Here is a 26,193-nt window from a genome sequence, read left to right as displayed (position 1 = left end):
GAAGCCGCCCCGGACGCGCTGGGAACGGATTCGCCGAGGAAACCTCCCCGGACCCACCGGGAACGGACCCACCGAGGAAGCCACTCCAAACCCGCTGGGAACGGACCCACCGAGGAAACCTCCCCGGACCCGCCCGGAACGGACCCACCGAGGAAGGCCACCCCGGACCCGCCGGGAACCCCGCTGGGACGCAGCCTCAGACCCGCTGGGGAAGCAGCAGCGGAATCATCAACCGGTCAACCATTTCTTCCAGATCCTTCGTCTCCCATTCACACGCGCACACCTTCGAGCGGTACATCATCATCGCCGGAATGGTGTCGTAGACGAAGGAGTGAGCCGCCTCGGGCCTGACCTCGCCGCGCTCGATACCGCGCCGCACCACCTCTTCGATCAGCGCGACGGTGGGCCGTACGACGCCGTCCATGATGACGCCGTGGAAGCGCTCCGCGGTGGCGGTGTCGCACTCGTGAAGAACGGAGCGGAGCGCATAGCCGGGACGCGAGTACATGGCGTCGCGGACCAACTGGCAGAGCGCGATGAGGTCCTCGCGAAGGCTGCCCAGGTCCGGGGCGCTGTCGAGGCGCGGCAGGCCGGACTGCAGCGCGTCGGCGACAAGGTCCTCCTTGGACGGCCAGCGCCGGTACACGGCGGCCTTTCCCGTCTGGGCGCCCGCGGCGACGCCCTCCATGGTGAGACCGTTCCAGCCCACCGTGCTGAGCTGCTCCAGGGCGGCATCGAGGATGGCGCGTTCCAGGACCGCGCCACGGCGGCGCACGGTGGACGGACGAGGGGAGGCGGCCGTCCAGCGTGAAGTAACCATTGGTGACTCTCCGTTATGACAGGTGAGCGGAAATCCGCGCGCAGGGCAGCAACTTCAGTGAACGGTTGCGTTCACTGTTGGGGACTTACTACCGTGGGCGCGTCAGTGAACGCCATCGTTCACTAAGCACTCTGTGGGGGACCCAATTGTGACAACCTCTCCATTGATCGAAGATCAGAGACCCGAGGCGACTCACCGCAGGACGCATCCCGGCATCGCCCTCGCCGTCATCGCAGCATGCCAACTCATGGTCGTACTTGACGCGACGATTGTGAATATCGCGCTGCCGCACATTCAGACGGCACTTGAGTTCTCCACGACGGACCTCACCTGGGTCGTCAGCGCCTACACGCTCACCTTCGGCGGACTACTGCTGCTCGGCGGCCGTGCCGGGGACATCCTGGGGCGCCGCCGGGTCTTCATGACCGGCATCCTCCTCTTCTCTCTCGCCTCGCTGCTCGGCGGGCTCGCCCAGGAGCCCTGGCAGCTCCTGGCGGCGCGTGCCCTGCAGGGCGTCGGCGGGGCGATCGCGTCCCCCACCTCGCTGGCCCTGGTCACCACCACCTTCCCGGAGGGCCCCGAGCGGAACCGGGCGTTCGGCGTCTTCGCCGCGGTGTCCGCGGGCGGCGGCGCCGTCGGGCTGCTGGCGGGCGGCATGCTCACCCAGTGGCTGGACTGGCGGTGGGTGCTGTTCGTCAACGTACCCATCGGGGTGCTGATCGCCGTCCTGACGCCGCGCTTCATCCCGGAGTCCGAGCGTCACCCCGGGCGGTTCGACGTGACGGGCGCCCTGACGTCCACGCTGGGCATGGTCCTGCTGGTCTACGGGTTCATCCGGGCCTCCGAGGAGGGCTGGCGGGACGGGCTCACCATCGCCTCGTTCGCGGCCGCCGTCGTCCTGCTGCTGGCCTTCGCGGGGATCGAGAGCCGGGCCAAGGAGCCCATCACTCCCTTGCGGATGTTCGCCGACCGGAACCGCTCGGGCACATATGTGCTCATGCTCAGCCTGGCCGCGGCGATGTTCGGAATGTTCTTCTTCATTGTACTTTTCGTACAGGATGTCCTGAACTACTCGCCGATCAAGGCCGGTCTGGCCTTTCTGCCGGTGACCGTCGCCATCGGGGTCGGCGCGGGCCTCTCGCAGCGGCTGCTGCCGGTGCTCGGCCCCAAGCCGTTCATGGTCACCGGCTCGGCCATCGCGGTGGCGGGGCTCTGCTGGCAGACGTTCATCAGCCCGGACAGCTCGTACGCCGGGGGTGTCCTCGGCCCGATGATGGTGTTCGGCTTCGGTATGGGCCTGAACTTCGTGACGCTCACCCTGACCGCGGTCTCCGGCGTGGCGCAGCACGAGGCGGGCGCCGCGTCCGGTCTGCTCAACGCGACTCAGCAGGTGGGCGGGTCGCTGGGGCTGTCCATCCTGACGACGGTGTTCGGCACGGCGAGCCGTGACGAGGCGACCAAGCGGATACCCGACTTCATGGCGCACGCCACACCCGAGCAGCAGGCGGCGTTCGCGAAGACGCACCAGCTTCCGGCTCCCTGGAGCCACGAGGTCCTGGCCCAGGGCATCTCCACCGCCTTCCTCCCGGCGGTCGCCATGGCAGTGCTGGCCCTCGGCACCGCCCTCGTGGTCATCCGGGTCCGCAAGAGCGACCTGGAGGCCCTGGCGGGCACGGCCGGGGCAGCAGGGCCGGTCGGGGGCTGACAGCCTCCCTCGCGGGGGACAGCGGGCCGCCAGGGGGACGGCGCCGCGCACGGGGGGCGGGGAGGCCGGGTCGCGTTTCATGGCAGGGGACGCGGCCCGGCCTCGCACGATGTCCGGCATCAGAAGCCCCGGGCCCCGCCGGCGCCGGCGCCGTCAGACGCCGGTCGGCACCCACTCGGGCAGCGCCTCCGTACGGTCCAGCCAGTCCCGGGGCGGAGCGCCTCCCCGGCCCGCCGCCACGATGCCGCCGACGATGGCACAGGTCGTGTCGATGTCGCCGCCCACCCGGGCCGTGTCCCAGAACGCCGCCTCGAAGTCGCCGAGGCCACGGGCCGCGGACCACAGCGCGAACGGGACGGTGTCCTGGGCCGAGGTGTGCCGGCCGCACCCGAGCACAGCCGCGACGGCGGCCGGGTCGTCATGGCCGAGCATGTCCCGTGCCCTGCGCAGACCCTCCGTCACCGAGCTGGGCGGCAGCAGGGCGAGGACGCCGTCCAGCAGCGCGTCGGGCGCCGGAGGCCCGTCGGGCGAGGCCGCCAGGGCCGCCGCGGCGGCCACCGCCACGGCGCCCGCCACCGCCTCCGGATGCCGGTGGGTGATGGACGCGGAGATCCCCGCCTGGTGCGCCGCCCGCTCGGCGTCGTGGCCGTACCAGGCCCCCAGGGGCGCGATCCGCATGGCGGCGCCGTTCCCCCAGGAGCCCTGCCCGTTGAAGAGCCCACGGGCCAGCGTCCGCCAGTCGCCGCCCTCCCTGACCTGGCGCAGCAGCCGGTTGACGGCCGGCCCGTAGCCGCGTCCGGCGTCATGGTGACGGGCGAACGAGGCGGCGAGGGCGTCCTGATCGATGTGGTGGTGGGCGGCGAGCACGGCCAGCACGGAGCACGCCATCTGTGTGTCGTCGGTCCACTGCCAGTGGCCGTCGGGTACCTCCCTGCGGCGCAGCAGCGGGAGGTTGGCGGGTACGAAGAACTGCGATCCCAGTGCGTCGCCCACGGAGAGGCCACGCAGGCTCGCGAGCGCTCGCCGCAGGCGCCCGGCCGGGTCCGCCGCCGCACCGGAGTCGCCGGCGGAAAGGGTCCCGGGGCACCCCGCCGGCCCGGCGGGCGCCGTGAAAGGTTTCGCGGCGGAGGAAGCCTCAGAAGCGGAGGAAGCCTCAGAAGGAGAACGGTCCGCAGCGGGCGCGGAAACAGCCTCAGAAGGAGAACGATCCGGCGCAGACGGAGACCCGTCCGGGGCGGGCGGCGGCGCGGCGGCAATGGCGAACGGCTCGGAAGACGACGCGGACGGCTCGGAAGAGGGTGCGGACGGCTCGGAAGAGGGAGAACCGGAGGACGAGGGCGCATCAGAGGTCATCGCCCGGCCACTCTAACCGGTGACCACTCCATAGGGCTCGGGCTTGCGCCAGTACTCGAACGGACGGTCGAGCACGTACTTGCCGTCCTCGTCCAGCTGAAGAATCCGCTTCTCGCCGTTCCCCGGATTCGCGAGCGCCTCGAATTCGGCCACGGTCCAGTGGAACCAGCGCATGCAGAACAGCCGCATGGTGAGGCCATGGGTGACAAGGAGCACATTAGGAGGATGAGCCGGGTCCTCGAAGCTGCGGTGCAGGCTCTCCAGAAAGGCGCCCACGCGGTCGTACACATCGGCTCCGGACTCACCCTGGGCGAAGCGGTAGAAGAAGTGCCCATAGGCGTCGCGGTACTCCTTCTGGAGCCGTACGTCCTCGCGGTCCTGCCAGTTTCCCCAGTCCTGCTCGCGCAGCCTGGGCTCCTCGCGGATCCGTACCCGGTCCTTGTCGAGGCCGAGGATGCGCAGGGTCTCGTGGGTGCGGCGGTACGGCGACACATAGACGCTGACCCGCTCCTGGCCGAACAGGTCGCGCAGCTCCCTGCCCAGCGCCTCCGCCTGGCCCCGCCCCTTCTCGGTGAGGGCGAGGGCGTGGTCGGGCGTGCGTTCGTAGACGGTGTCGTCGGCGTTTCCCTGCGACTCCCCGTGCCGGACGAGAACGATGCGATGTGGTCGGGCCATGAGGAAAACTCTAGTTCGGACGGCGTGGCCGGTTCATGCCGTCGTGGCTCTGCCGTGGACGGGCCGCGTCGTACCCTCCAGAGGTGGCCGCCTCATACCGTCCAGGAGGGTTCGAGTTCGACGATGTCGCCGGTCAGGGCCGCGATGTCGGCTTCCGTCTGGGCCCGCAGGGAGAGCCTCTCCACGCGCTCGGTGCGGTACTTTCCGTGCTCGGCGGCCGACTGCCACATGGAGAGCACCAGGAACTCATGGCCCGGCGCCTCTCCGAACAGGCCCCGCACCATCCCTGGAGACCCCGCCATGGCCGGATTCCAGACTTTCTCCTGCATCAGCGCGAAGTGCTCGGCGCGGTGCGGGTGGACCCGGCAGTGCGCGACGCGCACCAGGTCCGTGTCGGCGAAACGGGGCTCGAATCCGGTCTTCACGTCGAAGCGGTAGTCGAAGAGCTTGGTCTGGATGTCCCGGAAGGTGCCGGACTGGGCCGCGGCGAGCCGGTCGTGGGAGCGTGCCATGAAGGAGTCGTAGAAGGCGCGGCTCTCCCAGAAGGAGAAGACGTGTGCCACGCCCGGCCTTCCCCGGCTCCATCCGCCGCCCTGTCCACGAAATCCCGGCTCCCCCAGAAGCCCCGCCCATTTCCGCTGCCCCCGCTCGAAACCCCGGCGGTCCACGACGGTGCAGCGAATCCACTTGACCAGCACCGCGCCATGGTAAGGCCCAGGAACGTGGCATCGGTCACTCCCGGCGGAGTGCATTTCCCTTCTTACCGGATGACGACGGCCCCGGGTTGGCGTCCGGCCGTCGGGGCATAGCCCTCAGAGGCCCGGCCGCCGGCCGCCGGGCGCTCCGGGGCCGACGTTTTCGCACGCCGGTGGCTCCGGCGCGCATGGCACCATGGTCAAGAGGCGTACGCGACGCACGGATCGGCAGCACGAGCGGCGCGACAGGGGAGAGCGAAAGAGGGGGATGCCGGTGAGCGGACTCAACAAGGGGCTGACGAAAGTCGAGGTGGCGATCAAATGGGATCCCAGTCCGCTGGGCGCACCTCCCCATGACCTCGATCTGGTCGCCGCCACCTATGCCGCCGACGATCCGCGTGGCGAACCCGTGTACCTGGTGTACTTCGACAAGCGCTCCCCCGACGGCACCATCACCCTGAACAGGGACAGCCGCACCGGCCAGGGCTTCGGTTTCGACGAGGTCATGGCCCTGGAACTGGACCGTCTCGCGCCCTCCTACGCGCGCGTGCTGGTGGGCGCGGCGATCCAGCAGGGCGACGCCAGGAAGACCTTCGGCGACATCCCCGGCACGGGGCTCCGGATCCGTTCGGGCATCACCGACCTTGTCGTGGACGACCTAGCGGTGGTCTCCGGGGCCACGGCCGCCATCGTGGCCGAGTTCACCCGGGACGACTCGGGCGTCTGGCAGTTCCACGAGGGGATACGGGGCTTCGACACGGATCCCGAGTCGTTCGCGCACATGATGGGCCGCGCCATCATCTGACGGGCCGCGCCGAACCTGGCCGGCGCCGCCATCTGGCCGGTGATGAACGCGTCGTCTTCGGGACGTTGACGGGCCCTGCCGTCGTCGGAGAGCCATCATCGGGCCGCGGCGCGGCAGCGGAAAGCGGCGCGGTACGCGCAAGGGGGCACCGACCGACGGCCGGTGCCCCCTTCACACGGGGCTACTCCTTCACGCGGGGCTCACCCGCTCACGCGGGACTCGCCCGTTCACACGGGTAACGCCCCCGTCTTGAACGGGGCACTCACGCCCCTGCCAGACCGGCCTCAGCTGCAGCCGCTCGTCGAGCCGCAGCCCTCGCAGATGTAGCAGGAGCCGGCCCGCTGCATCTTGGTGCCGCAGGAGAAGCACAGCGGGGCGTCCGCCTGGATACCGAGTTGCATCTCCACCAGCTCGGCGCTGGTGTGGGCCTGCCGCGGTGCCGGCTTCGCCGCCTGGGGCTCCTCCGGCTGCGTGCCGACCGCCTTGAGGGACTCCTGCTGGCGCGGCGCCGACTGCGCCAGGGACTCGACGTCCATGTCGGCGTCGTCCGTGAAGCGCTCGTACGAACCGGTCTCCAGGTGCCGCTGGCGCTCCTCGGCGGAGTGGATGCCGAGCGCGGAGCGGGTCTCGAAGGGCAGGAAGTCCAGGGCCAGACGGCGGAAGATGTAGTCGACGATCGACTGGGCGATCCGCACGTCCGGGTCGTCCGTCATGCCGGCCGGCTCGAAGCGCATGTTGGTGAACTTCGAGACGTACGTCTCCAGGGGCACCCCGTACTGCAGGCCGACGGAGACCGCGATGGAGAAGGCGTCCATCATGCCCGCGAGGGTGGAGCCCTGCTTGGACATCTTCAGGAAGACCTCGCCGAGACCGTCGTCCGGGTAGGAGTTCGCGGTCATGTAGCCCTCGGCGCCGCCCACCGTGAAGGAGGTGGTGATGCCGGGCCGGCCCTTGGGGAGGCGGTTGCGGACCGGGCGGTACTCGACGACCTTCTCGACCGCGCCGCGGATGGTGTCCTCGGCCTTCTCCGCGATCTCGGCGTGCTCCTCCTCCTTCTTCTGCTCCTCCTTCTTCTTGGCGGAGAGCGGCTGGCCGACCTTGCAGTTGTCGCGGTAGATCGCGAGCGCCTTGACGCCCATCTTCCAGGCCTCGAAGTAGATCTCCTCGACCTCTTCGACGGTGGCGGACTCGGGCATGTTGACCGTCTTGGAGAGCGCGCCGGAGATCCACGGCTGGATGGCCGCCATCATCCGGACGTGGCCCATCGGGGAGATCGCGCGCTCGCCCATGGCGCAGTCGAAGACCTCGTAGTGCTGGGTCTTCAGGCCGGGCGCGTTGACCACGTTGCCGTGCTCGGCGATGTGGGCGACGATCGCCTCGATCTGCTCCTCCTGGTAGCCGAGGCGGCGCAGGGCCTGCGGGACCGTGCCGTTGACGATCTGCATCGAGCCGCCGCCGACCAGCTTCTTGAACTTGACCAGCGCGAGGTCGGGCTCCAGGCCCGTGGTGTCGCAGGACATCGCCAGGCCGATGGTGCCGGTCGGGGCGATGACGGACGCCTGGGAGTTGCGGTAGCCGTGCTTCTCGCCGAGCCGGAGCACGTCCTGCCAGGCCTCCGTGGCGGCGGCCCAGACGGGCGTGTCCAGGTCGTCCATGCGGACGGCGGCGGCGTTGGCGTCGGCGTGCTGCTGCATGACGCGCTTGTGGGCCGTGGCGTTGCGGGCGTAGCCGTCGTACGGGCCGACGACCGCGGCGAGCTCCGCGGAGCGCCGGTACGCCGTGCCGGTCATCAGGGAGGTCACGGCGCCGGCGAGGGCGCGGCCGCCGTCGGAGTCGTAGGCGTGCCCCGTCGCCATCAGCAGGGCGCCGAGGTTGGCGTAGCCGATGCCGAGCTGGCGGAAGGCGCGGGTGTTCTCGCCGATCTTCTGCGTCGGGAAGTCCGCGAAGGAGATGGAGATGTCCATCGCGGTGATGACGAGTTCGACGACCTTCGCGAACCGCTCCGCCTCGAAGGACTGACGGCCCTTGCCGTCGTCCTTGAGGAACTTCATCAGGTTCAGCGAGGCGAGGTTGCAGGACGTGTTGTCCAGGTGCATGTACTCGCTGCACGGGTTCGAGCCGTTGATCCGGCCGGACTCGGGGCAGGTGTGCCAGTGGTTGATGGTGTCGTCGTACTGGATGCCCGGGTCGGCGCAGGCCCAGGCCGCCTCGGCCATCTTGCGGAACAGCTCCTTGGCCTTGACCTCCTCGATGACCTCGCCGGTCATCCGGGCGCGCAGGCCGAAGGTGTCGTCGTCCTCGACGGCCTTCATGAAGGCGTCGTTCACACGGACGGAGTTGTTCGCGTTCTGGTACTGGACGGACGTGATGTCCTCGCCGCCCAGGTCCATGTCGAAGCCCGCGTCGCGCAGCGCGCGGATCTTCTCCTCCTCCTTGACCTTGGTCTGGATGAAGTCCTCGATGTCGGGGTGGTCGACGTCCAGGATGACCATCTTCGCGGCCCGGCGGGTGGCGCCGCCCGACTTGATGGTGCCGGCGGAGGCGTCGGCGCCGCGCATGAAGGAGACGGGCCCGGAGGCGTTCCCGCCGGAGGAGAGCAGCTCCTTGGAGGAGCGGATCCGGGAGAGGTTGAGGCCGGCACCGGAGCCGCCCTTGAAGATCATGCCCTCTTCCTTGTACCAGTCGAGGATCGACTCCATGGAGTCGTCGACGGACAGGATGAAGCAGGCGGAGACCTGCTGGGGCTGCGCCGTGCCGACGTTGAACCACACCGGCGAGTTGAAGCTGAAGATCTGGTGCAGGAGGGCGTGGGCCAGCTCGTGCTCGAAGATCTCGGCGTCGGCCGGCGAGGCGAAGTACTTGTTGTCCTCCCCGGCCCGCCGGTAGGTCTTCACGATGCGGTCGATCAGCTGCCTGAGGCTGGTCTCGCGCTGCGGTGTGCCGAGGGCACCGCGGAAGTACTTGCTGGTGACGATGTTGACCGCGTTCACCGACCAGAAGTCGGGGAACTCGACGCCACGCTGCTCGAAGTTGATCGAGCCGTCGCGCCAGTTGGTCATGACGACGTCACGACGCTCCCAGGCAACCTCGTCGTACGGATGCACACCGGGAGTGGTGTGGATGCGCTCGATACGCAGCCCCTTGCCGGCCTTGGCCCCCTTGGTGCGTGAGCCTCGTGCCGGCCCGCTCGTCGTCTCTGTCATGCCGCCTCCCTATCGGGCAAAAACGCCCCGAAGTGCCCCGTTCTTCCCGGGCACGTGTTCTGTCTTGTACCGGGGACGCCGCTCTTGCCGCCCCCAGCAGGTCTTGGTGTGACCACCGCTCGTCCGCTCCCGGACGGACCACCCCTGTCCGTCCGGCCGGCCCGTCAGTCGGCGGTGACGGTGGGCCGTGGGACCTCGGGGGTCCCTCCCGGCCCGCGCTCGGGCGCCTCGCGCACCGCGCCGGCGTCCCCGGCGGGCGCTCCGGCGCCGTCGGCCGGGGCGGGCTCCCCGGCCCGCTCCCCGCGCAGCTCGGTGATGGCGTCCTCGAAGTCGTCGAGCGAGTCGAACGCCCGGTACACGGACGCGAAGCGCAGGTACGCGACGAGGTCCAGCTCCTGGAGCGGACCCAGGATGGCGAGGCCGACATCGTGCGTGGTCAGCTCGGCGCTGCCGGTGGCGCGGACGGCCTCCTCGACGTGCTGCCCGAGCTGGGCGAGCGCGTCCTCGGTGACCGGCCTGCCCTGGCACGCCTTGCGCACGCCGTTGATGACCTTGGTACGGCTGAAGGGCTCCGTCACTCCGCTGCGCTTGACCACCATGAGTGAGCACGTCTCCACGGTGGTGAACCGCCGGGAGCAGTCCGGGCACTGGCGGCGCCTGCGGATGGAGGTGCCGTCGTCCGTGGTTCGACTGTCGACGACGCGGCTGTCGGGGTGCCGGCAGAAGGGGCAGTGCATCGCGTCCATCCCTCCTTCACAGCACGACTTCAAGGCCCTCGGAAGGGCGGCGCTCCCTCCCGGAGCAGCCCCAAGCATAGGCCATGATCCGGAGCAGTGGAGACTCCGGGACCACAACTTGTGGGCCGCTGATGTAATCCAACCACTAGATGTGGGGTCGCGCCGCAAAATCCACGCCATCGCATGTCACACCGCGTGTCGCGGCCGCCGGCCCGTGGCGGGCGGCCGCGCAGGGTGCCCGGGCGACTTCCGTGCGTGCACGGAAGTCGGCTCCGGGCGGGCCGCGCCGGATCCCCCGGCGGCGGTGTGCCGGCGGCCCACGGCGCCGCGCGGGCACACTCGGCGCGACCGCGGAGTCGTGCGCGGCGCGCTCCCGCCCGCGCTTCTTCGGATACGCAGCGTGACACGGACGGGTTCGCCGGTGTGTTCCGGTGGCTCGTATGGCGCGGGCGCGCACCATGGCGCACGCGGGCACAGTCCACGGCTCTGGCGCGCGGTCCACGGCGCGTTCCCCGGACGGCGCTACGCCGGGCCGTCCGCGTGCCGGGCGGGCCTCCCCCGCCCGGGTCCGCCCCGGTCCGCCCGGATCCACCCGGACGGACTCCTCCGGTCACCCTCCACCCGTCGCCCGGGCGGGTGCGTACGGCCGAGCGACCGGGCGTCCGGGACGCCACGAGCCGCGTCCCGAGGCGCCGCGGGGGTTCCGCGGGCACTGCGACAGACTCCCACGCCCGCCTTCCGCCGCGACGGCGGGGCCCCGGTTCCGGACGAACCGTCCCGGGGATGGCAGACTGAGGCCCACCACGCCCGGCACGGCACGGCCGCACGGCGCCTCCGGCGCCCGGGCCACGGGTTTCCGGCGGTGTTCCGGTGTTCCGGCGTTCCGGCGTTCCGGCGTTCCGGCGTTCCGGCGTTCCGGCGTTCCGGCGTTCCGGCGTTCCGGCGAGGAACAGTACCGCAGTCGACGGAATTGTCCGGCCACGGCCAACCGAGATGTATACACCTGGTCGTTGAGCCGCGTACAGCAATCCAGAATTTTTCACTCGAACGTGTGTTTGGCGCAACCTTTCGAAACCAACTACCGTTGTCCAGCCAGGGAGAACATTCGAGAGGGGCCCACGTGACCACCACCGCAGACAGTGCCGTCATCACTGCTCAGGACCGCTCCCAGGACCGACTGGACCCGGTGCACGCCATGAGTGACGCAGCCACGAGCCAGGAAGGGCCACGGCCCGCTCGCTCCCTGCCGGGCCGACCTCCAGGGATCAGGGCCGACAGCTCCGGCCTCACCGACCGGCAGCGCCGGGTCATCGAAGTGATCAGGGACTCCGTCCAGCGGCGTGGCTACCCCCCGTCCATGCGGGAGATCGGGCAGGCCGTCGGCCTGTCCAGCACCTCCTCCGTGGCGCACCAGCTCATGGCCCTGGAGCGCAAGGGCTTCCTGCGCCGCGACCCGCACCGCCCGCGCGCCTACGAAGTCCGCGGCTCCGACCAGCCCGCCGTGCAGCCCACCGACACCACCGGCAAGCCCGCCGCGTCCTACGTCCCGCTCGTCGGCCGCATCGCCGCCGGCGGGCCCATCCTCGCCGAGGAATCGGTCGAGGACGTGTTCCCCCTGCCGCGGCAACTCGTCGGCGACGGCGAGCTCTTCGTCCTGAAGGTCGTCGGCGACTCGATGATCGAAGCCGCCATCTGCGACGGCGACTGGGTCACCGTCCGCCGCCAGCCCGTCGCCGAGAACGGCGACATCGTCGCCGCCATGCTCGACGGCGAAGCCACCGTCAAGCGCTTCAAGCGCGAAGACGGCCACGTATGGCTGCTCCCGCACAACTCCGCCTACCAGCCCATCCCCGGCGACGAGGCGACCATCCTCGGCAAGGTGGTGGCGGTGCTCCGCCGCGTCTGACACCACCGCCCGACCAGGCCCCGGAACCCCTGCGCCGGTTCCGGGGCCTGTGAGGTTTCAGAGCGGCCTCGTTCCAGGCAGGCTTGTTCCGAACGGGCCTGTTCCGAGCGGGCCTGTTCCGAGCGGGCCTGTTCCGAACGGGCTTGTGCCGAACGGGCTTGTGCCGAGCGTGCCTGTTCCGTGCCTGGGGGCTCCGGGTTCCAGAGCGACCTCGCGGGGCTCCCGGACCAGCCCACACGCGTACCGCCGGAGACCGCCCGACAGGTACGTGAACGGCCGCCCGACAGGTACGTGAACGGCCGCCCGACAGGTACGTGAACGGCCGCCTGACGGGTACGCCACGGCCGCCCGACAGGCACGTCACAGCCGCCCGCGCCACGCCAGGCCTCACCCCCGGCCGTCGCCCCCGGCGGTCACTTCAGGACCGCTCAGCGGACGCGTCAGAAGCGCTGCCGGCAAGCACGCCAAGGCCGCCCGGCGACCCTCGCCCGGCGGCCTTCGGTGCTCACCCTCCGGACCGCTCGCCCTCCTGCTGCCTCGCCGCCGCATCGATCGCCGCCAGCGAGCGCCGCACCTGATTGCGGTCCGTCGTGTACCAGAAATCCGGCAGCGAAGCCCGCAGATAACTCCCGTAGCGGGCCGTCTCCAGACGCGGGTCCAGCACCGCCACCACCCCGCGGTCCCCCGACGCACGCACCAGCCGGCCCGCGCCCTGCGCCATCAGCAACGCCGCATGCGTGGCCGCCACCGCCATGAAGCCATTGCCGCCCGCGTCCTCCACGGCCTTCTGCCGGGCGCTCATCAGCGGATCGTCCGGCCGGGGGAACGGGATCTTGTCCATCACCACCAGCTGGCAGCCCGTGCCGGGCACATCCACGCCCTGCCAGAGCGAGAGCGTGCCGAACAGGCACGTCTTCGCATCGCCGGCGAAGCCCTTGATCAGCTCCCCCAGCGTCTCCTCCCCCTGCAACAGGATCGGGAACTCCGGAATCCGCGCCCGCAGCGCCTCAGCGGCCGACTGCGCGCCCCGCATCGACGAGAACAGGCCCAGCGTCCGGCCGCCCGCCGCCTGGATCAGCTCGGCCAGCTCATCGAGCATGTCCCCCCGGTCGCCGTCCCGGGCCGGCCGCGACAGATGCCGGGCCACGTAGAGGATGCCCTGCTTGCGGTAGTCGAACGGCGAGCCGACGTCGACCCCCTTCCAGACCGGCATGTCCTCCGCCTCGGACCCCGCCGTGCCGGCGAGCCCCTCCGGCGCCAGGCCCAACGAGGCCCCGATACCGTTGAAATCACCGCCCAGCTTGAGCGTGGCCGAGGTCAGGACCACCGAGCGGTCCGCGAACAGCTTCTCCCTCAGCAGGCCCGACACCGACATCGGAGCCACCCGCAACGACGCGCCGAACCGGTCATGCCTCTCGTACCACACGACGTCGTACTCCGAGCCGCTCGTCACACGCTCGGCCACATCGTGGATCGTCTCCACCGACGCGATGGCCTGCTTGCGGACCGCGTCCTCGTCCTGGACCGAGGCGTCGCGGGTGGCGCCCAGCCGGGCGATGACGTTCCGCGCGGCGTCCCGCAGCGCCATCAGCGCGTAACCCAGATCCTCGGGGATCTCCTCCAGACGGCCCGGCAGGGCCAGCTCCATCAACCGCTCGAAGCCCTCCGCGGCCGTCTGCAGCTGATCCGCGGACTTCTCGTCCACCAGCTTCGCGGCCCGCCGCACCGCGCGATTGACCTGGCCGGGCGTGAGCTCGCCGGTGGCCACACCCGTCACACGGGACACCAGCTCATGGGCCTCGTCCACGACCAACAGCTCATGCTCCGGCAGCACCCGGGCGCCCTCCAGGGCGTCGATCGCGAGCAGGGCGTGGTTGGTGACGATCACCTCGGACAGCTTCGCCCGCTCCCTCGCCAGCTCGGCGAAGCACTCCTGACCGTAGGCGCAGCGGGACGCGCCCAGACACTCCCTCGACGAGACCGACACCTGCGCCCAGGCGCGGTCGGAGACGCCGGGGCTCAGCCCGTCGCGGTCGCCGGTCTCGGTCTCGTCCGACCAGTCGCGCAGCCGCAGCAGGTCCTGGCCCAGCCTGCTGGTGGGCGCGGCCGCCTCGAACTGGTCGAAGAGGCCCTCCTCCTCGTCCTGCGGCATGCCCTCGTGCAACCGGTGCAGGCACAGGTAGTTCGACCGGCCCTTGAGCATCGCGAACTCGGGGCGGCGGCGCAGCAGCGGATGGAGTGCCTCGACCGTACGCGGCAGATCCCGCTCGACGAGCTGCCGCTGCAGGGCCAGGGTCGCCGTGGCCACCACCACCTTCTCGCCATGGGCGAGCGCCGGCACCAGATAGCCGAGGGACTTACCGGTGCCGGTGCCGGCCTGGACGAGCAGGTGGGACCCGTCGGCGAAGGCTTCGGCGACGGCTTCTGCCATGGCCACCTGGCCAGGGCGCTCCGTGCCGCCGACGGCCGTGACGGCGGCGTGCAGGAGCTTGGAGAGTGAGGGCTTCGTCATAGGCCGACCACCCTACGCGGCGCCACTGACAACCCCGCCGTCAAGGCCGGTGCAGCGGATTGGCGACGCTTCCGTGCACGGCGGCGTGCGGGCGCTGCGCCCGGTCCCGGTAGCCGTCCAAATGCAGCCTGTTCCGGTTCAGACAGAGCCGCTCGATACACGGAGTGAGCAGGTCGAACAAGGCGTAACGGTCCTTCAATCGAGGAAAGCGCTCCTGGTGCCGGACGATCTCCGCCCGCACCAGCGACCAGAACTCGTTCTCGGGCACGCCGAGTTGCTCCTCGCAGAGTGGAGCCAGGTAGCGGAAGACGCCTACAAAAAGACCCGAATGGATGAACTGTGTGAGGAACGCCGGCGGCTCGGTGAGCAGCACCGCGCGCACGTCCTCGGGCATGAGCTCGTGCTCGGGCAGCGGCTGGGCGCTGACGTTGACGTCGTCCACGAAGTCCTTCACCGCGAGCCGCACCGGCACGTCCCGCTCGTCGAAGACGACGATGGCGTTCTCCCCGTGCGGCGAGAAGACGACGCCGTAGTGGTACAGGTAGCGCAGCAGCGGGGGCAGCAACGCGGCGAAGAGGCGCCGCAGCCAGACCCGCGGCGGCAGCCCCGAGCGGGCGACCAGCTCCGCGGTCACGGCGCGGCCGTCCGGGTCGGTGTGCAGCAGCGCCGCCAGCGTGCGGGCCCGCTCCCCCGGGGCCAGCTGCGGCAGCAGGGGCTCCCGCCAGATCGCGCCGAGCAGTTCCTTGTACTGGTAGGGCACCTCGGGCAGCGCGTCGTACACGGGGTGCTCGACGGTGACGGAGGCGACCTCTCCCAGGAGGATCACGCCGCACTCGTCCTTGAGGAACGGGTCGGCGTCGCGCAGACCGTGCATCCAGGCGGTGACGGCCGGGGCGGCAAGGGTGCGCTCCGTCGGCAGGCCCCGCCACACCAGGGTGTTCAGGATGGACAGCGGCAGCTTCACGGTGTGCCGGGCCGGGCGGGACACGTTGCAGAAGGTCCGGATGGACTGCTGGGGAAGCCGCAGGTCGCCGTCCGTGGGCAGAGGAACGATCTTGCCGGTGGCCACGGACGAGCCGAACAGCGGCAGCACGACCTCGTCCCACTGCCAGGGGTGGACAGGCAGGTACAGGTAGTCCCCCGGTGGCAGCCCGCGCGCGCGGAGGACGGCGGCGAACTGCTCCCGGGTGCCCGGGTCCAGCTCCTGGGCGTAGAGCCGGTCGGCGGTGTCCAGGCCGAAGACGCCCCGGTACGTGGCCAGCGAGCCGTGCACCGCGATCCAGGGCAGGACGGCGGGCCTGCGGCTCTCCGGTGCCCAGTGCGCGGCGTCGTTCGCCGAGAAGCCGAGACGGCCCTTGTTGAGGACCAGCCAGGGGTGGCCGGTCTGGTGGCCCTCCAGCTCCGCGTAGCCGAGGTCGGCCAGCTCGGCGGCGGAGACCGCGGTCCGGTCGAGCCGGGCGTCGGCGGACAGGGTGTGGCTGAGCTCGCGGATGACGTGACCGAGGGTGATGCCGTCCACGCCGAGGGTCTGCCGGGCCCTCACGAGGAACGCGAGCGGGTCGGCGAACGGCCTCGTGGTCCCGTCAGGTTCGGCCAGCGCGATGCTCCCCGCGTCCACCCGCCAGCTGCCGTAGGCGCCGCGGCGGGCTCGGAACGCGATTCGGGCGCCATCATCGAGATCTACGCAAAAGGAACGGCCCGCGCCGGACGGAGTCGTCGGCTCGGGCCGTGCACCGGCCGTGGGACCCGGGGCGGGACCGGCGGCGGGGGCGGGCGGTGTGGTCGCCTCGGGAGGGACGCTCCGGTCCGGCGCCCTGCCGGCCCGGGGCTCCGCGTCGGCGGGTGTGTCCTCCGGTTCCTGCGGGGTGGGCCGGAGGATCTCCTCGTAGGCGAACTCGGCGAGCATCTTGGCGAGCAGGCGCCCGCCGACCCGGCTCCACTCCTCTTCCCCCGGGCCGGGCGGGTCGTTCAACTCCGGTGCGTGGCCTGGATGCGGGACGGCGGACGGATTCGGCACGGGCACTCCTCGCGGGGGAACCGGATCGAGATGGGCGACGTTACTTAGAGTGATCAGGCCTGAGCACATGGCGCAGTGCCCGGTCGTGGACCATGAGCGCGGCCCGTTTGCCGGGCAGGTCGAGCTCCGCGGAGAAGCGGAACCCGGCGCTCAGGAAGGCGGAGACGGAGGGGGTGTTGCGCAGGTCCGGCTCGGCGACGACGCGCGCGCAGGCGGGACGGTGATCGAGCACGAGGTCGGCCACGGCCTTGAGCAAGTGGGTGCCCAGCCCCCGGGCCCGGTCGGCGACACCACCGATGAGGAGGTGAATTCCGGTGTCGCCGGGCCGGGCCGGGTAGTGGCGGGCCAGGGGGTCGAGGTCCGCCCGGTAGATCTCCCAGTAGCTCATGGGGGTGCCGTCGAGCACGCCCAGGCAGGGGACGCTGCGGCCGTCGCCCTCCAGTTGGGGCCGCAGATGGCGCTCGGTGACGGACGCGGGTCCGGCGAGTTCCCAGAACGCGGCGACGGCCGGGTCGTTCATCCAGTGCGTGATCAGCGGCAGGTCGCGGTCGAGGCGCACGGGCAGGAGCCGGAAGACGCCCGCGGGGGTGGCCGCGGGCGCCCAGCCGGCCAGGTGGTCCAGGAGGTCGCCGCCGCCCGCCGGCCGCCCGGCGGCTGCCGGGGCCGCGGCGAGGCCGGCCCCGGCGTGCAGTGCGGCGATCTCCTCCGGCAGCGGGAGGTCGACGGTGTCCTCGGCGTCGATGAGGCTCTCGGTGTCGATGGGGCACCCGGCGTCGGCGGGACACCCGGCGTCGGCGGGGCACTCGGTGTCGGCGGTGGGCGTGCCGTCGCCGCCGGTGCCGCCGGGCGGCGGGGTGCCGTCCTCGGTGCCGGTGTCCGCGGACCGGTGGGCAGCCACGGCGACGCTCCTCTCGGCAGGGGGAAGGGTCATGCTCCGCTGGAGTACAGGGGGTTGGACATGGTGATGTAGACGGACTGGGTGTCGACGGGGCCGACGAGCTCGTCGAGGCCGTGCAGCCGGGTCAGCAGGTTGGCCTTGCAGCGCAGCACCGGGGAGTCGAGCAGGAGGCCGGGCAGCGGCGTGCGCAGCTGTCCGGGGCCCGACGCGGCGCGCTCCAGGAAGCGGCGGAACGCGGCCAGCAGCACCGCCTCGTCGGCGAGCCGCTGGGAGCCGAGGGCGCCGATCAGGCCGAGCACGTTGTTGATCCCGAGGTAGTAGGCGAAGCGCTCGTCCGTCACCTCGTCGGAGACGAAGGTGTCGCTCCGCGCGCCGATCCCGGGCAGGCGTCGGTCGAGTTCGGCGCGGCGCGAGGCGCGGAAGTAGTAACCCTGGTTGTCGCGGTACCGGCCCCCGATGGGCCAGCCGTCGGGGTCGAGCAGGACGAGGGTGTTCTGCTGGTGCGCCTCCAGGGCCACGCCGGCCTCACTGTCCAGCCAGAGCACCGGGCGCACCACCTGCTCGAGGTAGCGGAGGAACCACTCGGTGGCGACGGCGTGCCGGGGGCGCCCGGTGTGGTGGGCGAGCCGGGCGACGATCCCGGCGAGCCGGGACCGCATCACCGTCGCCGTGGTGTCCGCCGGCCCGCGCTCGGCCGGCGCGCCGGGCGCACAGCGTCGGCCCCCGTGCCCGGGCCCGGCATGCGCCCCGGTCTCCCCGGCCGCATCGGGTGTGCCCTGCCTCGGCACCACGGGGGCGCGCTCGGTGGGAGCGGTGCGGCAGGCGGTGGTGGGTGCGGGCATGGGGCGCGGAGAGACGAGTCCCGCGACGCAGGAGGCGTCGTCGCCGGGCCCGAAGGGGTTGTGCCGGATCATCACGTCGAGTCCGGGCAGCGGCCGGCCGTCCGCGCCGTCGACGGCCAGCCAGGCCGGGTCGCGGACGATCCCGAAGCCGGGGTGGACCGCCTGCCACTGTGCGTCGAGGCCGCTGCGCAGCAGCCGGTGGACCTCGACTCCCCGGTGCAGCTCCTTGCGGAGGTTCTCCCGGCGGGAGTTGGTGATGGGCAGGCCCAGGGAGAGCTTGAGCATCGCGGGGGCGCCGGGCCGGTAGACGGTGCGGACGGAGGAGGTGGGGTACCAGGCATCGCCGTGCGGGCCGAGGGGCACCAGCAGGCCCGCGTCGACCAGCGCGGCGACGGGCGGCCGGTCGAGCACGTCGCGGAACTGCCAGGGGTGCAGGGGCAGCGCGGCGCAGCCGGTGGGCAGCGGCAGCCCGTCGCCCGCCAGCCGGTGGGTGAGCCGCTCCGCTGGGATGGCCCGTCCGCGTTCGGTCCACGCGGAGTCCTGGGCGAGCAGGGAGCGGTCGACGGCCAGCCAGTGCAGCGGGAAGGAGCCGCGGAGTTCGGGTGAGTAGCGGTGTGCCTCCTCGTCGGTGAGGCCCTCGCGGCTCTTCGGCGTGGGGTGCAGGGGGTGGCCGAGGACGAGGGACTGCTCGGCGGTGAGGAAGAGATCGGGTTCGTCGTCGGCGCGGCGTCGGCGTTCCGCGAGGAAGAGGGCGGTGCGGCGCACCGAGTCGGCGACCCGGGCGACCAGGTCTCCGCCGGTGCGGGGATCCCTGTCGTCCGGGCCTACGGTGCCGGGAACGACGGTGCCGGGGCCTACGGTGCCGGGGCTGCCGGTGTGGGGGCCACCACCGGTGGCGGGGTGGGCGCCGGTCCGTCCCGGAGCCGTTCCGGGCTGGACCGCAGCCGGTCCCGGACGCGTCCCGTGGCCGGTGCCGGGGTCCGCTGCCCACGCCGCCCGCTGGGCCGCCCGTGCCGACCTCCCCGCGGCGGCGCGGACGAGGAGGGTGGCGAGGGCGACCGCGTCGGGCGGCGGGGCGCCGTCGGGGGTGCCCTCCAGCACCGGGCGGCCGAAGCGGTGCCAGCCGGTGGGCGACCAGTAGTGCACGGGGACGAGAAGGGCGGTGCCGTCGGGTCCGAGGGGGATGCGCAGGGTGGGGTGCCCGGGGGCGCGGAGGTCGTTCTCCCTGGTCCAGCAGCGGAGCAGGTTCTCTACGGCGGCCGCCTGGGCTGCGGTGTCCGGGTCGGGGTGCTCCAGCAGGTCGGTGGTGCCGCCGAGCGGACGCTCGGCCTCCGGGGTGACGGCCGTCTGGCGCGGCACCGCGCAGGCGCCCGCCGGCACCGGCACCGGTGGGGTGGCGCCGCCGAGGGGGGCAGGGGGGCCGGGACGGGCGTCGGGTGCGGGGGTGGCGTTCAAGGGTGCTTCCTCGGGGGTCGTTCGCGTGCCCGGGTGCCGGCCGGCGGGCCCGGCGCCGCCGGGCCTTCCTGCTGGTCGGGCCCTCGTCCGGTCGGTTCGGGCAACGGGTGAGAAGGTCAGGGGTGCGAAGGGCGGGGCGTCGTGCCCCGGTGGCCGTCCCCCCGGGGCCGGGCGGCCACCGGGGTGCCGGACGGCGGCACGGCGGAGGGGAGTCAGGGGTGCGCGGGTGTCGGGTGGTGGGTGCGGGCGGCCGCGCCGATGGCGTCGGCGAGGCGGTCCAGTACCGCGGAGGCCTGTTCGTCGGTGAGGGTGAGTGGCGGCAGCAGCCGTACGACGCTGGAGTGGCGGCCGCCGAGTTCCACGATCAGCCCACGGCGCAGGCACTCGCGCTGGACGGCAAGCGCCAGGGTGGGCGCGGCCGGCGGGGGCCCGGGGGCGGTGGTGTCCTCCGCCTCGGGGTCGACGAACTCGACGCCGATCATCAGGCCGCGGCCGCGTACGTCGCCGATACAGGCGTGGGTCGCGGCGAGACCCTGGAGTTCCGCGGCCATCCGCGCGCCCAGCAGCCCGGCGCGCTCGGCGAGCCCGTGCTCGCGGACGTAGGAGAGGGTGGCGGCGCCGGCCGCCATGGCGAGCTGGTTGCCGCGGAAGGTGCCGGCGTGCGCGCCGGGCGGCCAGACGTCGAGGTCCTCGTGGTACACGACGACCGCCAACGGCAGGCTGCCGCCGATCGCCTTGGACATCACCATGACGTCCGGGACGATTCCGCTGTGCTGGACGGCCCAGAAGGCGCCCGTGCGCCCCACCCCGGTCTGCACCTCGTCCGCGATCAGCGGAACGTCACGGGCCGCCGTGAGGGCGCGCATCCGGCGCATCCAGTCGTCGGGGGCGGGGATCACTCCGCCTTCGCCCTGCACCGGTTCCAGGATCATCCCGGCGGGCCGGCGGACACCTGACTTGGGGTCGTCGAGCAGGGTCTCGGTCCAGCGTGCCGCCAGTTCGGCGCCGCGCGTGCCGCCGACGCCGAAGGGGCAGCGGTAGTCCTGCGGGTAGGGCAGGCGGGTGACGCGGACGTCGTCGGCGCCGCCCGACACGTCCAGGGCGCCGGCCGTCATCCCGTGGTAGGCGCCGGCGAAGGCGAGCAGGCCGGACCGCCCGGTGGCCATGCGCACCAGCTTGAGCGCGGCCTCGACGGCGTCCGTTCCGGCGGGACCGCAGAACTGGATGCGGGCGTGGTCGGCCAGCGGGCGCGGCAGGGTCGCGAAGAGCTCCGTGACGAAGGCGTCCTTGAGCGGCGTCGCCAGGTCCAGCACGTGCAGCGGCGCACCCGAGTCGAGGACGGTGCGGATGGCCCTCAGCACCACGGGGTGGTTGTGGCCGAGGGCGAGGGTGCCTGCGCCGGAGAGACAGTCCAGGTAGCGTCGGCCGTCGGCGCCTTCGATCGTCAGCCCGCGTGCGCGCACGGGCACGATGGGCAGGGCGCGCGCGTAGGTGCGCGCCGAGGATTCGCGCGCCGCCTGGCGGCGCAGGATGCCCTCCTCCTCGGTCGACGTCTGTGCGGTCGTCGTCGCCAGGGGCGCAGAGCCGGTCACGGCCATGGGTGTTGTTCCTCCCGCAGGTAGCGCGTCCCGCCGCGCACGGCGAGCGGGGCCCGGGCACGGCCGCGGACCCTGTCACTACCAACGACGGGGGCGGCGCGGGATCACGGCCGGACGGAAGATCCTTGCGTCACAACGGCGTTCGGCCACGGCACGGCACCGCCCGGCTCCGCGGGCCCACCGCGTTCGGGTCACCGCACCACCCGGCGCCGCCCGCCCCCGGCCGCGCACAACCGCGCGCCGTGACGGAACCGTTGCGCTCCTGTCGGTCGTCCCCAACAGGCACCGGCATAGTGTGAGGGACCGCTCGGCGCCGACCGCCCGGTGTGCCGCCGTGCAGGTGGCGCGCCGGGCCGGCCCGGCCGGGGAACGGGCCCGGCACGCCCGCCGTCCCGCGCCCGGCGGAGCCATGTGCCGGGGGGCAGCACACCGTTGCCACACGTCGTCGAACGTCCAGGGGGAGTCACACCATGCGATCCATACGTCCGCTCTTCGCCGTCCGTGAGGGGAGGGCGCGCCGCAGGGTCCCGGTGGCGGCGGCCGCGCTCGGCGCGGTGTTCGCCCTCACCGCCACGGCCTGTGGCCCCGGCGACGACAACGCGGGTGGCGCCCCGAGTGCGAGTGCCTCCGCGGCGGGCGACGGCAGGGCGTCCCTGCCCGACGGCCTCACGGACGAGCTCAGGAAGCACGGCATCGACCTCGACAAGTGGAAGCACGGCGGCTGGCGTGACTGGGACAAGGACAAGTGGCTGCGTGAGGCCCAGGACTTCGTCAACCCGATCATCGCCGGCCTGTGGGACCCGGACCGGATGCGCCACGCCGACCCTCCGGACAAGGACGTCGACGACAACGACATCTCCGGCGACCAGGGCGTGACGGACCCGACCCCGGCGCCGGTGCGGGCCCAGGCAGTGCAGCCGCCGTACCACGTCAGCGCCGCGCAGTCGGGCAAGCTCTTCTTCGACAGCCCCGAGGGCTCGATGGTCTGCTCGGCGACGGTGGTGGAGGACCCGGCGCACCCGGGCAAGTCGAACCTGGTGTGGACCGCGGGCCACTGCGTACACGCGGGCAAGGAGGGCGGCTGGTACCGCAACATCGCCTTCGTGCCCTCCTACAACGACGGCGGCAGGACGGCGAAGGAACTGCAGAACGCCCCGAAGGACGAGGTCGCGCCGTACGGCGTCTGGTGGAGCGACTGGGCGCAGACGTCGGAGCAGTGGATCGAGCAGGGCGGCCCGACCGGTGGCCAGGGCGCTCCCTACGACTTCGCGGTGATCCATGTCACGCCGGAGAAGGGCGGCTCGGGCAAGTCGCTGGAGGAGACGGTGGGTTCAGCCCTTCCGGTGAACTTCGACGCTCCCGCGGTGCCGAAGATCTCCTCGATGACGGCCAAGGGCTACCCGGCCGCGGCGCCGTACGACGGCCAGAGGCTGTATCAGTGCACCGACCGGCCCGGCCGGCTCTCGCTTGCTCCGTCCGACCCGACGATGTACCGCATCGGCTGCTCCATGACGGGCGGTTCGTCCGGCGGCGGCTGGGTGAGCGCGGGGGCGGACGGCAAGCCCGCGCTGGTCTCCAACACCTCCATCGGCCCGGTCACCAACGGCTGGCTCGCGGGACCGCGGCTGGGCAAGGAGGCCGAGGGCGTCTACGGCGCGGTGAGCAAGAAGTACGCCGCCCAGTAGGATGCCCGGTCTGCGGACCCGACGACGGCCCGGCCGGCACCCCGGCCGGGCCCCGGTCCGGCGGAGGGAACCTCGGCCGGACCGGGGCTGAGGGCACCGCATTCTCCGGCCGCCCGGGGCCGTACCCCACCACCGGCCCTGTCACACCGCCCGGGCATAGTGGGGTGTCGCAGGTCAGGGGCGTACGGGCCCGCCCCAGTTACTGACAAGTACACGACACAACTTTCCGGAAATCTCCGCAACTCACCATCACCGCTACACAATCTCGGGGGTTACAGCACCATGCGTTCCATACGTCAGCCCTTCGCGCGCGGCCGGGGGCGGCACTCCGTCCTCGCCGCCACCGGGCTGGTCGCGGCCCTGGCCCTGACCGCCACCGCCTGCGGCGGCTCCACCGACGACAAGGCGAGCGGCACGTCCGACTCCGCCGCCTCCCGGAGCACGGGCGTCTCTTCCGGCTCGAACGCCTCGGATCTCGCCAACGAGCTCGCCAACCGCCTCAGGGACCACGGGATCGACCTCGACAAGTGGAAGAACGGCGGGTGGAAGAACTGGGACAAGGACAAGTGGCTGCGTAACGCCAAGGACTTCGTCAACCCGTACATCAAGGACCTGTGGAAGCCGGAGCGGATGAAGTCCGCGAAGGACCCGGCCAAGACGGTGGCGAAGGACGCGGCGGCCGACCAGGGCGTCACCGACCCCGAGCCGCAGCCGGTCGAGGCGCAGGCCGAGAAGACCCCGTACCACGAGAACGCCGCGCCGGTCGGCAAGGTCTTCTTCGACTCCCCCGAGGGCCACATGGTGTGCTCCGGCACGGTGGTGAAGGACCCCCGCCACCCCGGCAGGTCCAACCTGGTGTGGACGGCGGGCCACTGCGTGCACGCCGGTGCCGGCGGCGGCTGGTACCGGAACATCGAGTTCGTCCCGTCCTACAACGACCTTGGCAAGTCGCTGGCCGACCTGCAGAACGCCACGTCCCAGGAGATCGCCCCGTACGGGAAGTTCTGGGCAGACTGGGCGTCCACCTCGAACGAGTGGATAAGCGAGGGCGGCGAGACCGGCGGCAACGGCGCCCCGTACGACTACGCGGTGCTGCACGTGAAGCCGGAGCAGGGCAGCAAGTCCCTGGAGGAGACGGTGGGCGCCGCGCTCGACGTGGACTTCTCCGCGCCGTCGGCCGCCTCGGCGGGCACCATGGGGGCCTGGGGTTACCCGGCCGCCCCGCCGTACGACGGGCAGAAGATGTACAAGTGCCTCGATCGGCCCGGCCGGCTGTCGATCGAGCCGAGCAAGCCGACCATGTACCGCATCGGCTGCACGATGACGGGCGGCTCCTCCGGCGGCGGGTGGTTCCGCGTCGTGGGCAAGAAGACAGAGCTGGTCTCGAACACCTCGATCGGTCCGATCACCAACGGCTGGCTCGCGGGGCCGCAGCTCGGCGAGGGGGCCAAGGCGGTGTTCGACACGATGAGTGAGAAGTACGGCGGTCAGTGACAGCGCCCCGAGGGCGGTTACCGCTGCCTTGGGGCGAGCCCCGTCAGGGGCCCGGGGAACCGCGCGACAAGCCCCCCACCGGCCGGTGGCCGGTGGGGGCGAAGAGACCGCAAGAGGCCGGCCCGGTGACGCTCCGCAGGAGCATCGTGGCCGGTCGCGAGCCCCCGCGCCCGACAGGCGCGGGGGCTCGCATGTCAGTGCAGGGCTGCCGGTACGTACGGGGCGAAGTCCGCTGCCAGTTCCTCGTGGACCCGTACCTTCAGGAGGGTGCCCTCCGGGGTGTGCTCCTCGGAGATCACCTCGCCCTCGGAGTGCGCACGGGCGACGAGCTTGCCCTGGGTGTAGGGCACCAGGGCCTCGATCTCGACATTGGGCCGGGGCAGCAGCGCGTCGATGTGACCACGCAGCTCCTCGATGCCCTCGCCGGTGCGGGCCGACACCGCGATGGCGTGCTTCTCCAGCCGCAGCAGGCGCTGGAGGGTGAGCGGGTCCGCGGCGTCCGCCTTGTTGATCACCACGATCTCGGGGACGCCGGTGGCGCCCACGTCGCGGATCACCGAGCGGACGGCGGCCAGCTGCTCCTCCGGCATGGGGTGCGCGCCGTCGACCACATGGAGGATCAGGTCGGCCTCGCCGACCTCCTCCATGGTGGAGCGGAAGGCCTCCACCAGGTCATGCGGCAGATGGCGGACGAACCCGACGGTGTCGGCGAGCGTGTACAGCCGGCCGCTCGGGGTCTCCGCACGGCGCACCGTGGGGTCCAGGGTGGCGAACAGGGCGTTCTCCACCAGGACGCCGGCGCCGGTGAGGCGGTTGAGCAGGGAGGACTTCCCGGCGTTGGTGTAGCCGGCGATGGCGACGGACGGGATCTTGTTCCTGCGCCGCTCCTGGCGCTTGATCTGGCGCCCGGTCTTCATCTCCGCGATCTCCCGGCGCATCCTGGCCATCTTCTCGCGGATCCGCCGCCGGTCCGTCTCGATCTTCGTCTCACCGGGGCCGCGGGTGGCGAGCCCGCCGCCCTTGCCGCCGCCCATCTGCCGGGACATCGACTGACCCCAGCCGCGCAGCCGCGGCAGCATGTACTGCATCTGCGCGAGCGCGACCTGTGACTTGCCCTCGCGTGACTTGGCGTGCTGGGCGAAGATGTCGAGGATCAGGGCGGTGCGGTCGATGACCTTGACCTTGACGACGTCCTCCAGGTGGATGAGCTGGCCCGGGGAGAGCTCACCGTCGCAGATCACCGTGTCGGCGCCGCTCTCCAGGACCAGCTCCTGGAGCTCCTGGGCCTTGCCCGAGCCGATGTAGGTGGCGGCGTCGGGCTTGTCGCGGCGCTGGATGACGCCGTCGAGCACCAGGGCGCCGGCCGTCTCGGCGAGGGCGGCGAGCTCGGCGAGAGAGTTCTCCGCGTCGAGCAGCGTGCCGGAGGTCCAGACGCCGACGAGGGCCACCCGCTCCAGGCGGAGCTGCCGGTACTCGACCTCGGTGATGTCCTCCAGCTCCGTGGAGAGCCCGGCGACGCGCCGCAGTGCTGCCCGGTCGGAGCGGTCGAGCTGGTCACCGTCCCGCAGGCTGTCGATCTCATGGCTCCAGGCGACGTCCTCTTCCATCAGGGCATCGGCCCGAAGTCCTTCGGGGTAGTTCTGCGCGAGGCGCTGCGCGGCCTGGGAAGGGGAAGAAGAGGAGGTCATTGGATCCTTACGTCGAAGGGAGAGGATGCGCGGGACGGAGGGTCCCCGCCACCGATGACAACGCCCCGGGCGGCCGGAAGATTCCCGTGTGCCCGGGCCGGGGCC

General features: G+C 71.9%; 17 protein-coding genes. 5 read left to right on the top strand and 12 right to left on the bottom strand.

Features of this window, described 5'->3' with window-relative positions; translation table 11 throughout:
* Positions 1–196: 196 nt before the first annotated feature.
* Positions 197–820, bottom strand: coding sequence for a TetR/AcrR family transcriptional regulator (locus tag ACSMXW_RS28230; protein WP_485800377.1), 624 nt, complete (start codon positions 818–820; stop codon positions 197–199).
* A gap of 148 nt (positions 821–968) precedes the next feature.
* Between ACSMXW_RS28230 and ACSMXW_RS28225 the strand changes: the two genes are divergently transcribed.
* On the top strand, positions 969–2,525 hold the full coding sequence (locus tag ACSMXW_RS28225; protein WP_485800376.1) for an MFS transporter: 1,557 nt from the start codon (positions 969–971) through the stop codon (positions 2,523–2,525).
* A 153-nt stretch (positions 2,526–2,678) separates the two neighbouring features.
* Here ACSMXW_RS28225 and ACSMXW_RS28220 read toward each other — a convergent pair whose 3' ends face one another.
* The 3 genes from ACSMXW_RS28220 to ACSMXW_RS28210 all read right to left on the bottom strand — a co-directional run bounded on the left by ACSMXW_RS28220 (position 2,679) and on the right by ACSMXW_RS28210 (position 5,251).
* A complete protein-coding gene (locus ACSMXW_RS28220; RefSeq protein WP_485808366.1) occupies positions 2,679–3,554 on the bottom strand; it encodes an ADP-ribosylglycohydrolase family protein in 876 nt (291 codons plus the stop codon).
* Between the two features lie 336 nt (positions 3,555–3,890).
* A complete protein-coding gene (locus tag ACSMXW_RS28215; protein ID WP_485800375.1) occupies positions 3,891–4,553 on the bottom strand; it encodes a histidine phosphatase family protein in 663 nt (220 codons plus the stop codon).
* A 92-nt stretch (positions 4,554–4,645) separates the two neighbouring features.
* The gene (locus tag ACSMXW_RS28210; protein ID WP_485800374.1) at positions 4,646–5,251 is read right to left on the bottom strand and encodes a YdbC family protein; all 606 of its coding nucleotides are present in this window, start codon (positions 5,249–5,251) and stop codon (positions 4,646–4,648) included.
* Positions 5,252–5,522: 271 nt separating this feature from the next.
* Here ACSMXW_RS28210 and ACSMXW_RS28205 point away from each other — a divergent pair, with 271 nt between their 5' ends.
* Positions 5,523–6,053 (top strand): TerD family protein, encoded by a 531-nt coding sequence (locus ACSMXW_RS28205; protein WP_485800373.1) that lies wholly within the window; start codon positions 5,523–5,525, stop codon positions 6,051–6,053.
* Positions 6,054–6,337: 284 nt separating this feature from the next.
* Here the strand turns inward: ACSMXW_RS28205 and ACSMXW_RS28200 are convergent, their stop codons facing one another.
* Both ACSMXW_RS28200 and nrdR read right to left on the bottom strand, forming a co-directional pair.
* Positions 6,338–9,256 (bottom strand): vitamin B12-dependent ribonucleotide reductase, encoded by a 2,919-nt coding sequence (locus tag ACSMXW_RS28200; protein ID WP_485800372.1) that lies wholly within the window; start codon positions 9,254–9,256, stop codon positions 6,338–6,340.
* Between the two features lie 164 nt (positions 9,257–9,420).
* Positions 9,421–9,993, bottom strand: a complete 573-nt coding sequence (gene nrdR / locus ACSMXW_RS28195) for a transcriptional regulator NrdR (RefSeq protein WP_485808365.1) — start codon at positions 9,991–9,993, stop codon at positions 9,421–9,423.
* 1,120 nt (positions 9,994–11,113) lie between these two features.
* Between nrdR and lexA the strand changes: the two genes are divergently transcribed.
* Complete coding sequence (gene lexA, locus ACSMXW_RS28190; protein ID WP_485800371.1) at positions 11,114–11,899, top strand: transcriptional repressor LexA; 786 nt, start codon at positions 11,114–11,116, stop codon at positions 11,897–11,899.
* A 505-nt stretch (positions 11,900–12,404) separates the two neighbouring features.
* Here lexA and ACSMXW_RS28185 read toward each other — a convergent pair.
* The 5 genes from ACSMXW_RS28185 to ACSMXW_RS28165 form a co-directional block, all read right to left on the bottom strand.
* Positions 12,405–14,411 (bottom strand): ATP-dependent DNA helicase, encoded by a 2,007-nt coding sequence (locus tag ACSMXW_RS28185; RefSeq protein ID WP_485800369.1) that lies wholly within the window; start codon positions 14,409–14,411, stop codon positions 12,405–12,407.
* A gap of 40 nt (positions 14,412–14,451) precedes the next feature.
* Positions 14,452–16,428 carry an IucA/IucC family protein gene (locus ACSMXW_RS28180; protein WP_485800367.1) on the bottom strand — a complete coding sequence of 659 codons (1,977 nt, stop codon included), beginning with the start codon at positions 16,426–16,428 and terminating at the stop codon, positions 14,452–14,454.
* A gap of 40 nt (positions 16,429–16,468) precedes the next feature.
* Positions 16,469–17,326 carry a GNAT family N-acetyltransferase gene (locus ACSMXW_RS28175; RefSeq protein WP_485800366.1) on the bottom strand — a complete coding sequence of 286 codons (858 nt, stop codon included), beginning with the start codon at positions 17,324–17,326 and terminating at the stop codon, positions 16,469–16,471.
* Between the two features lie 29 nt (positions 17,327–17,355).
* The gene (locus ACSMXW_RS28170; RefSeq protein ID WP_485800364.1) at positions 17,356–19,623 is read right to left on the bottom strand and encodes an IucA/IucC family protein; all 2,268 of its coding nucleotides are present in this window, start codon (positions 19,621–19,623) and stop codon (positions 17,356–17,358) included.
* A gap of 212 nt (positions 19,624–19,835) precedes the next feature.
* A complete protein-coding gene (locus ACSMXW_RS28165) occupies positions 19,836–21,221 on the bottom strand; it encodes a diaminobutyrate--2-oxoglutarate transaminase family protein (protein ID WP_485800362.1) in 1,386 nt (461 codons plus the stop codon).
* Between the two features lie 470 nt (positions 21,222–21,691).
* On the opposite strand from ACSMXW_RS28165, the gene ACSMXW_RS28160 reads away from it, so the two are divergent.
* Both ACSMXW_RS28160 and ACSMXW_RS28155 read left to right on the top strand, forming a co-directional pair.
* A complete protein-coding gene (locus tag ACSMXW_RS28160; protein WP_485800361.1) occupies positions 21,692–22,906 on the top strand; it encodes a trypsin-like serine peptidase in 1,215 nt (404 codons plus the stop codon).
* A gap of 282 nt (positions 22,907–23,188) precedes the next feature.
* The gene (locus tag ACSMXW_RS28155) at positions 23,189–24,400 is read left to right on the top strand and encodes a trypsin-like serine peptidase (RefSeq protein ID WP_485800360.1); all 1,212 of its coding nucleotides are present in this window, start codon (positions 23,189–23,191) and stop codon (positions 24,398–24,400) included.
* Positions 24,401–24,594: 194 nt separating this feature from the next.
* On the opposite strand, the gene hflX is transcribed toward ACSMXW_RS28155, so the two are convergent.
* The gene (hflX, locus tag ACSMXW_RS28150) at positions 24,595–26,088 is read right to left on the bottom strand and encodes a GTPase HflX (protein WP_485800359.1); all 1,494 of its coding nucleotides are present in this window, start codon (positions 26,086–26,088) and stop codon (positions 24,595–24,597) included.
* Between the last annotated feature and the right edge of the window lie 105 nt (positions 26,089–26,193).

The sequence above is a fragment of the Streptomyces sp. DSM 116793 genome (assembly GCF_057320905.1).
This window is presented reverse-complemented; position numbering and strand designations above follow the sequence as displayed.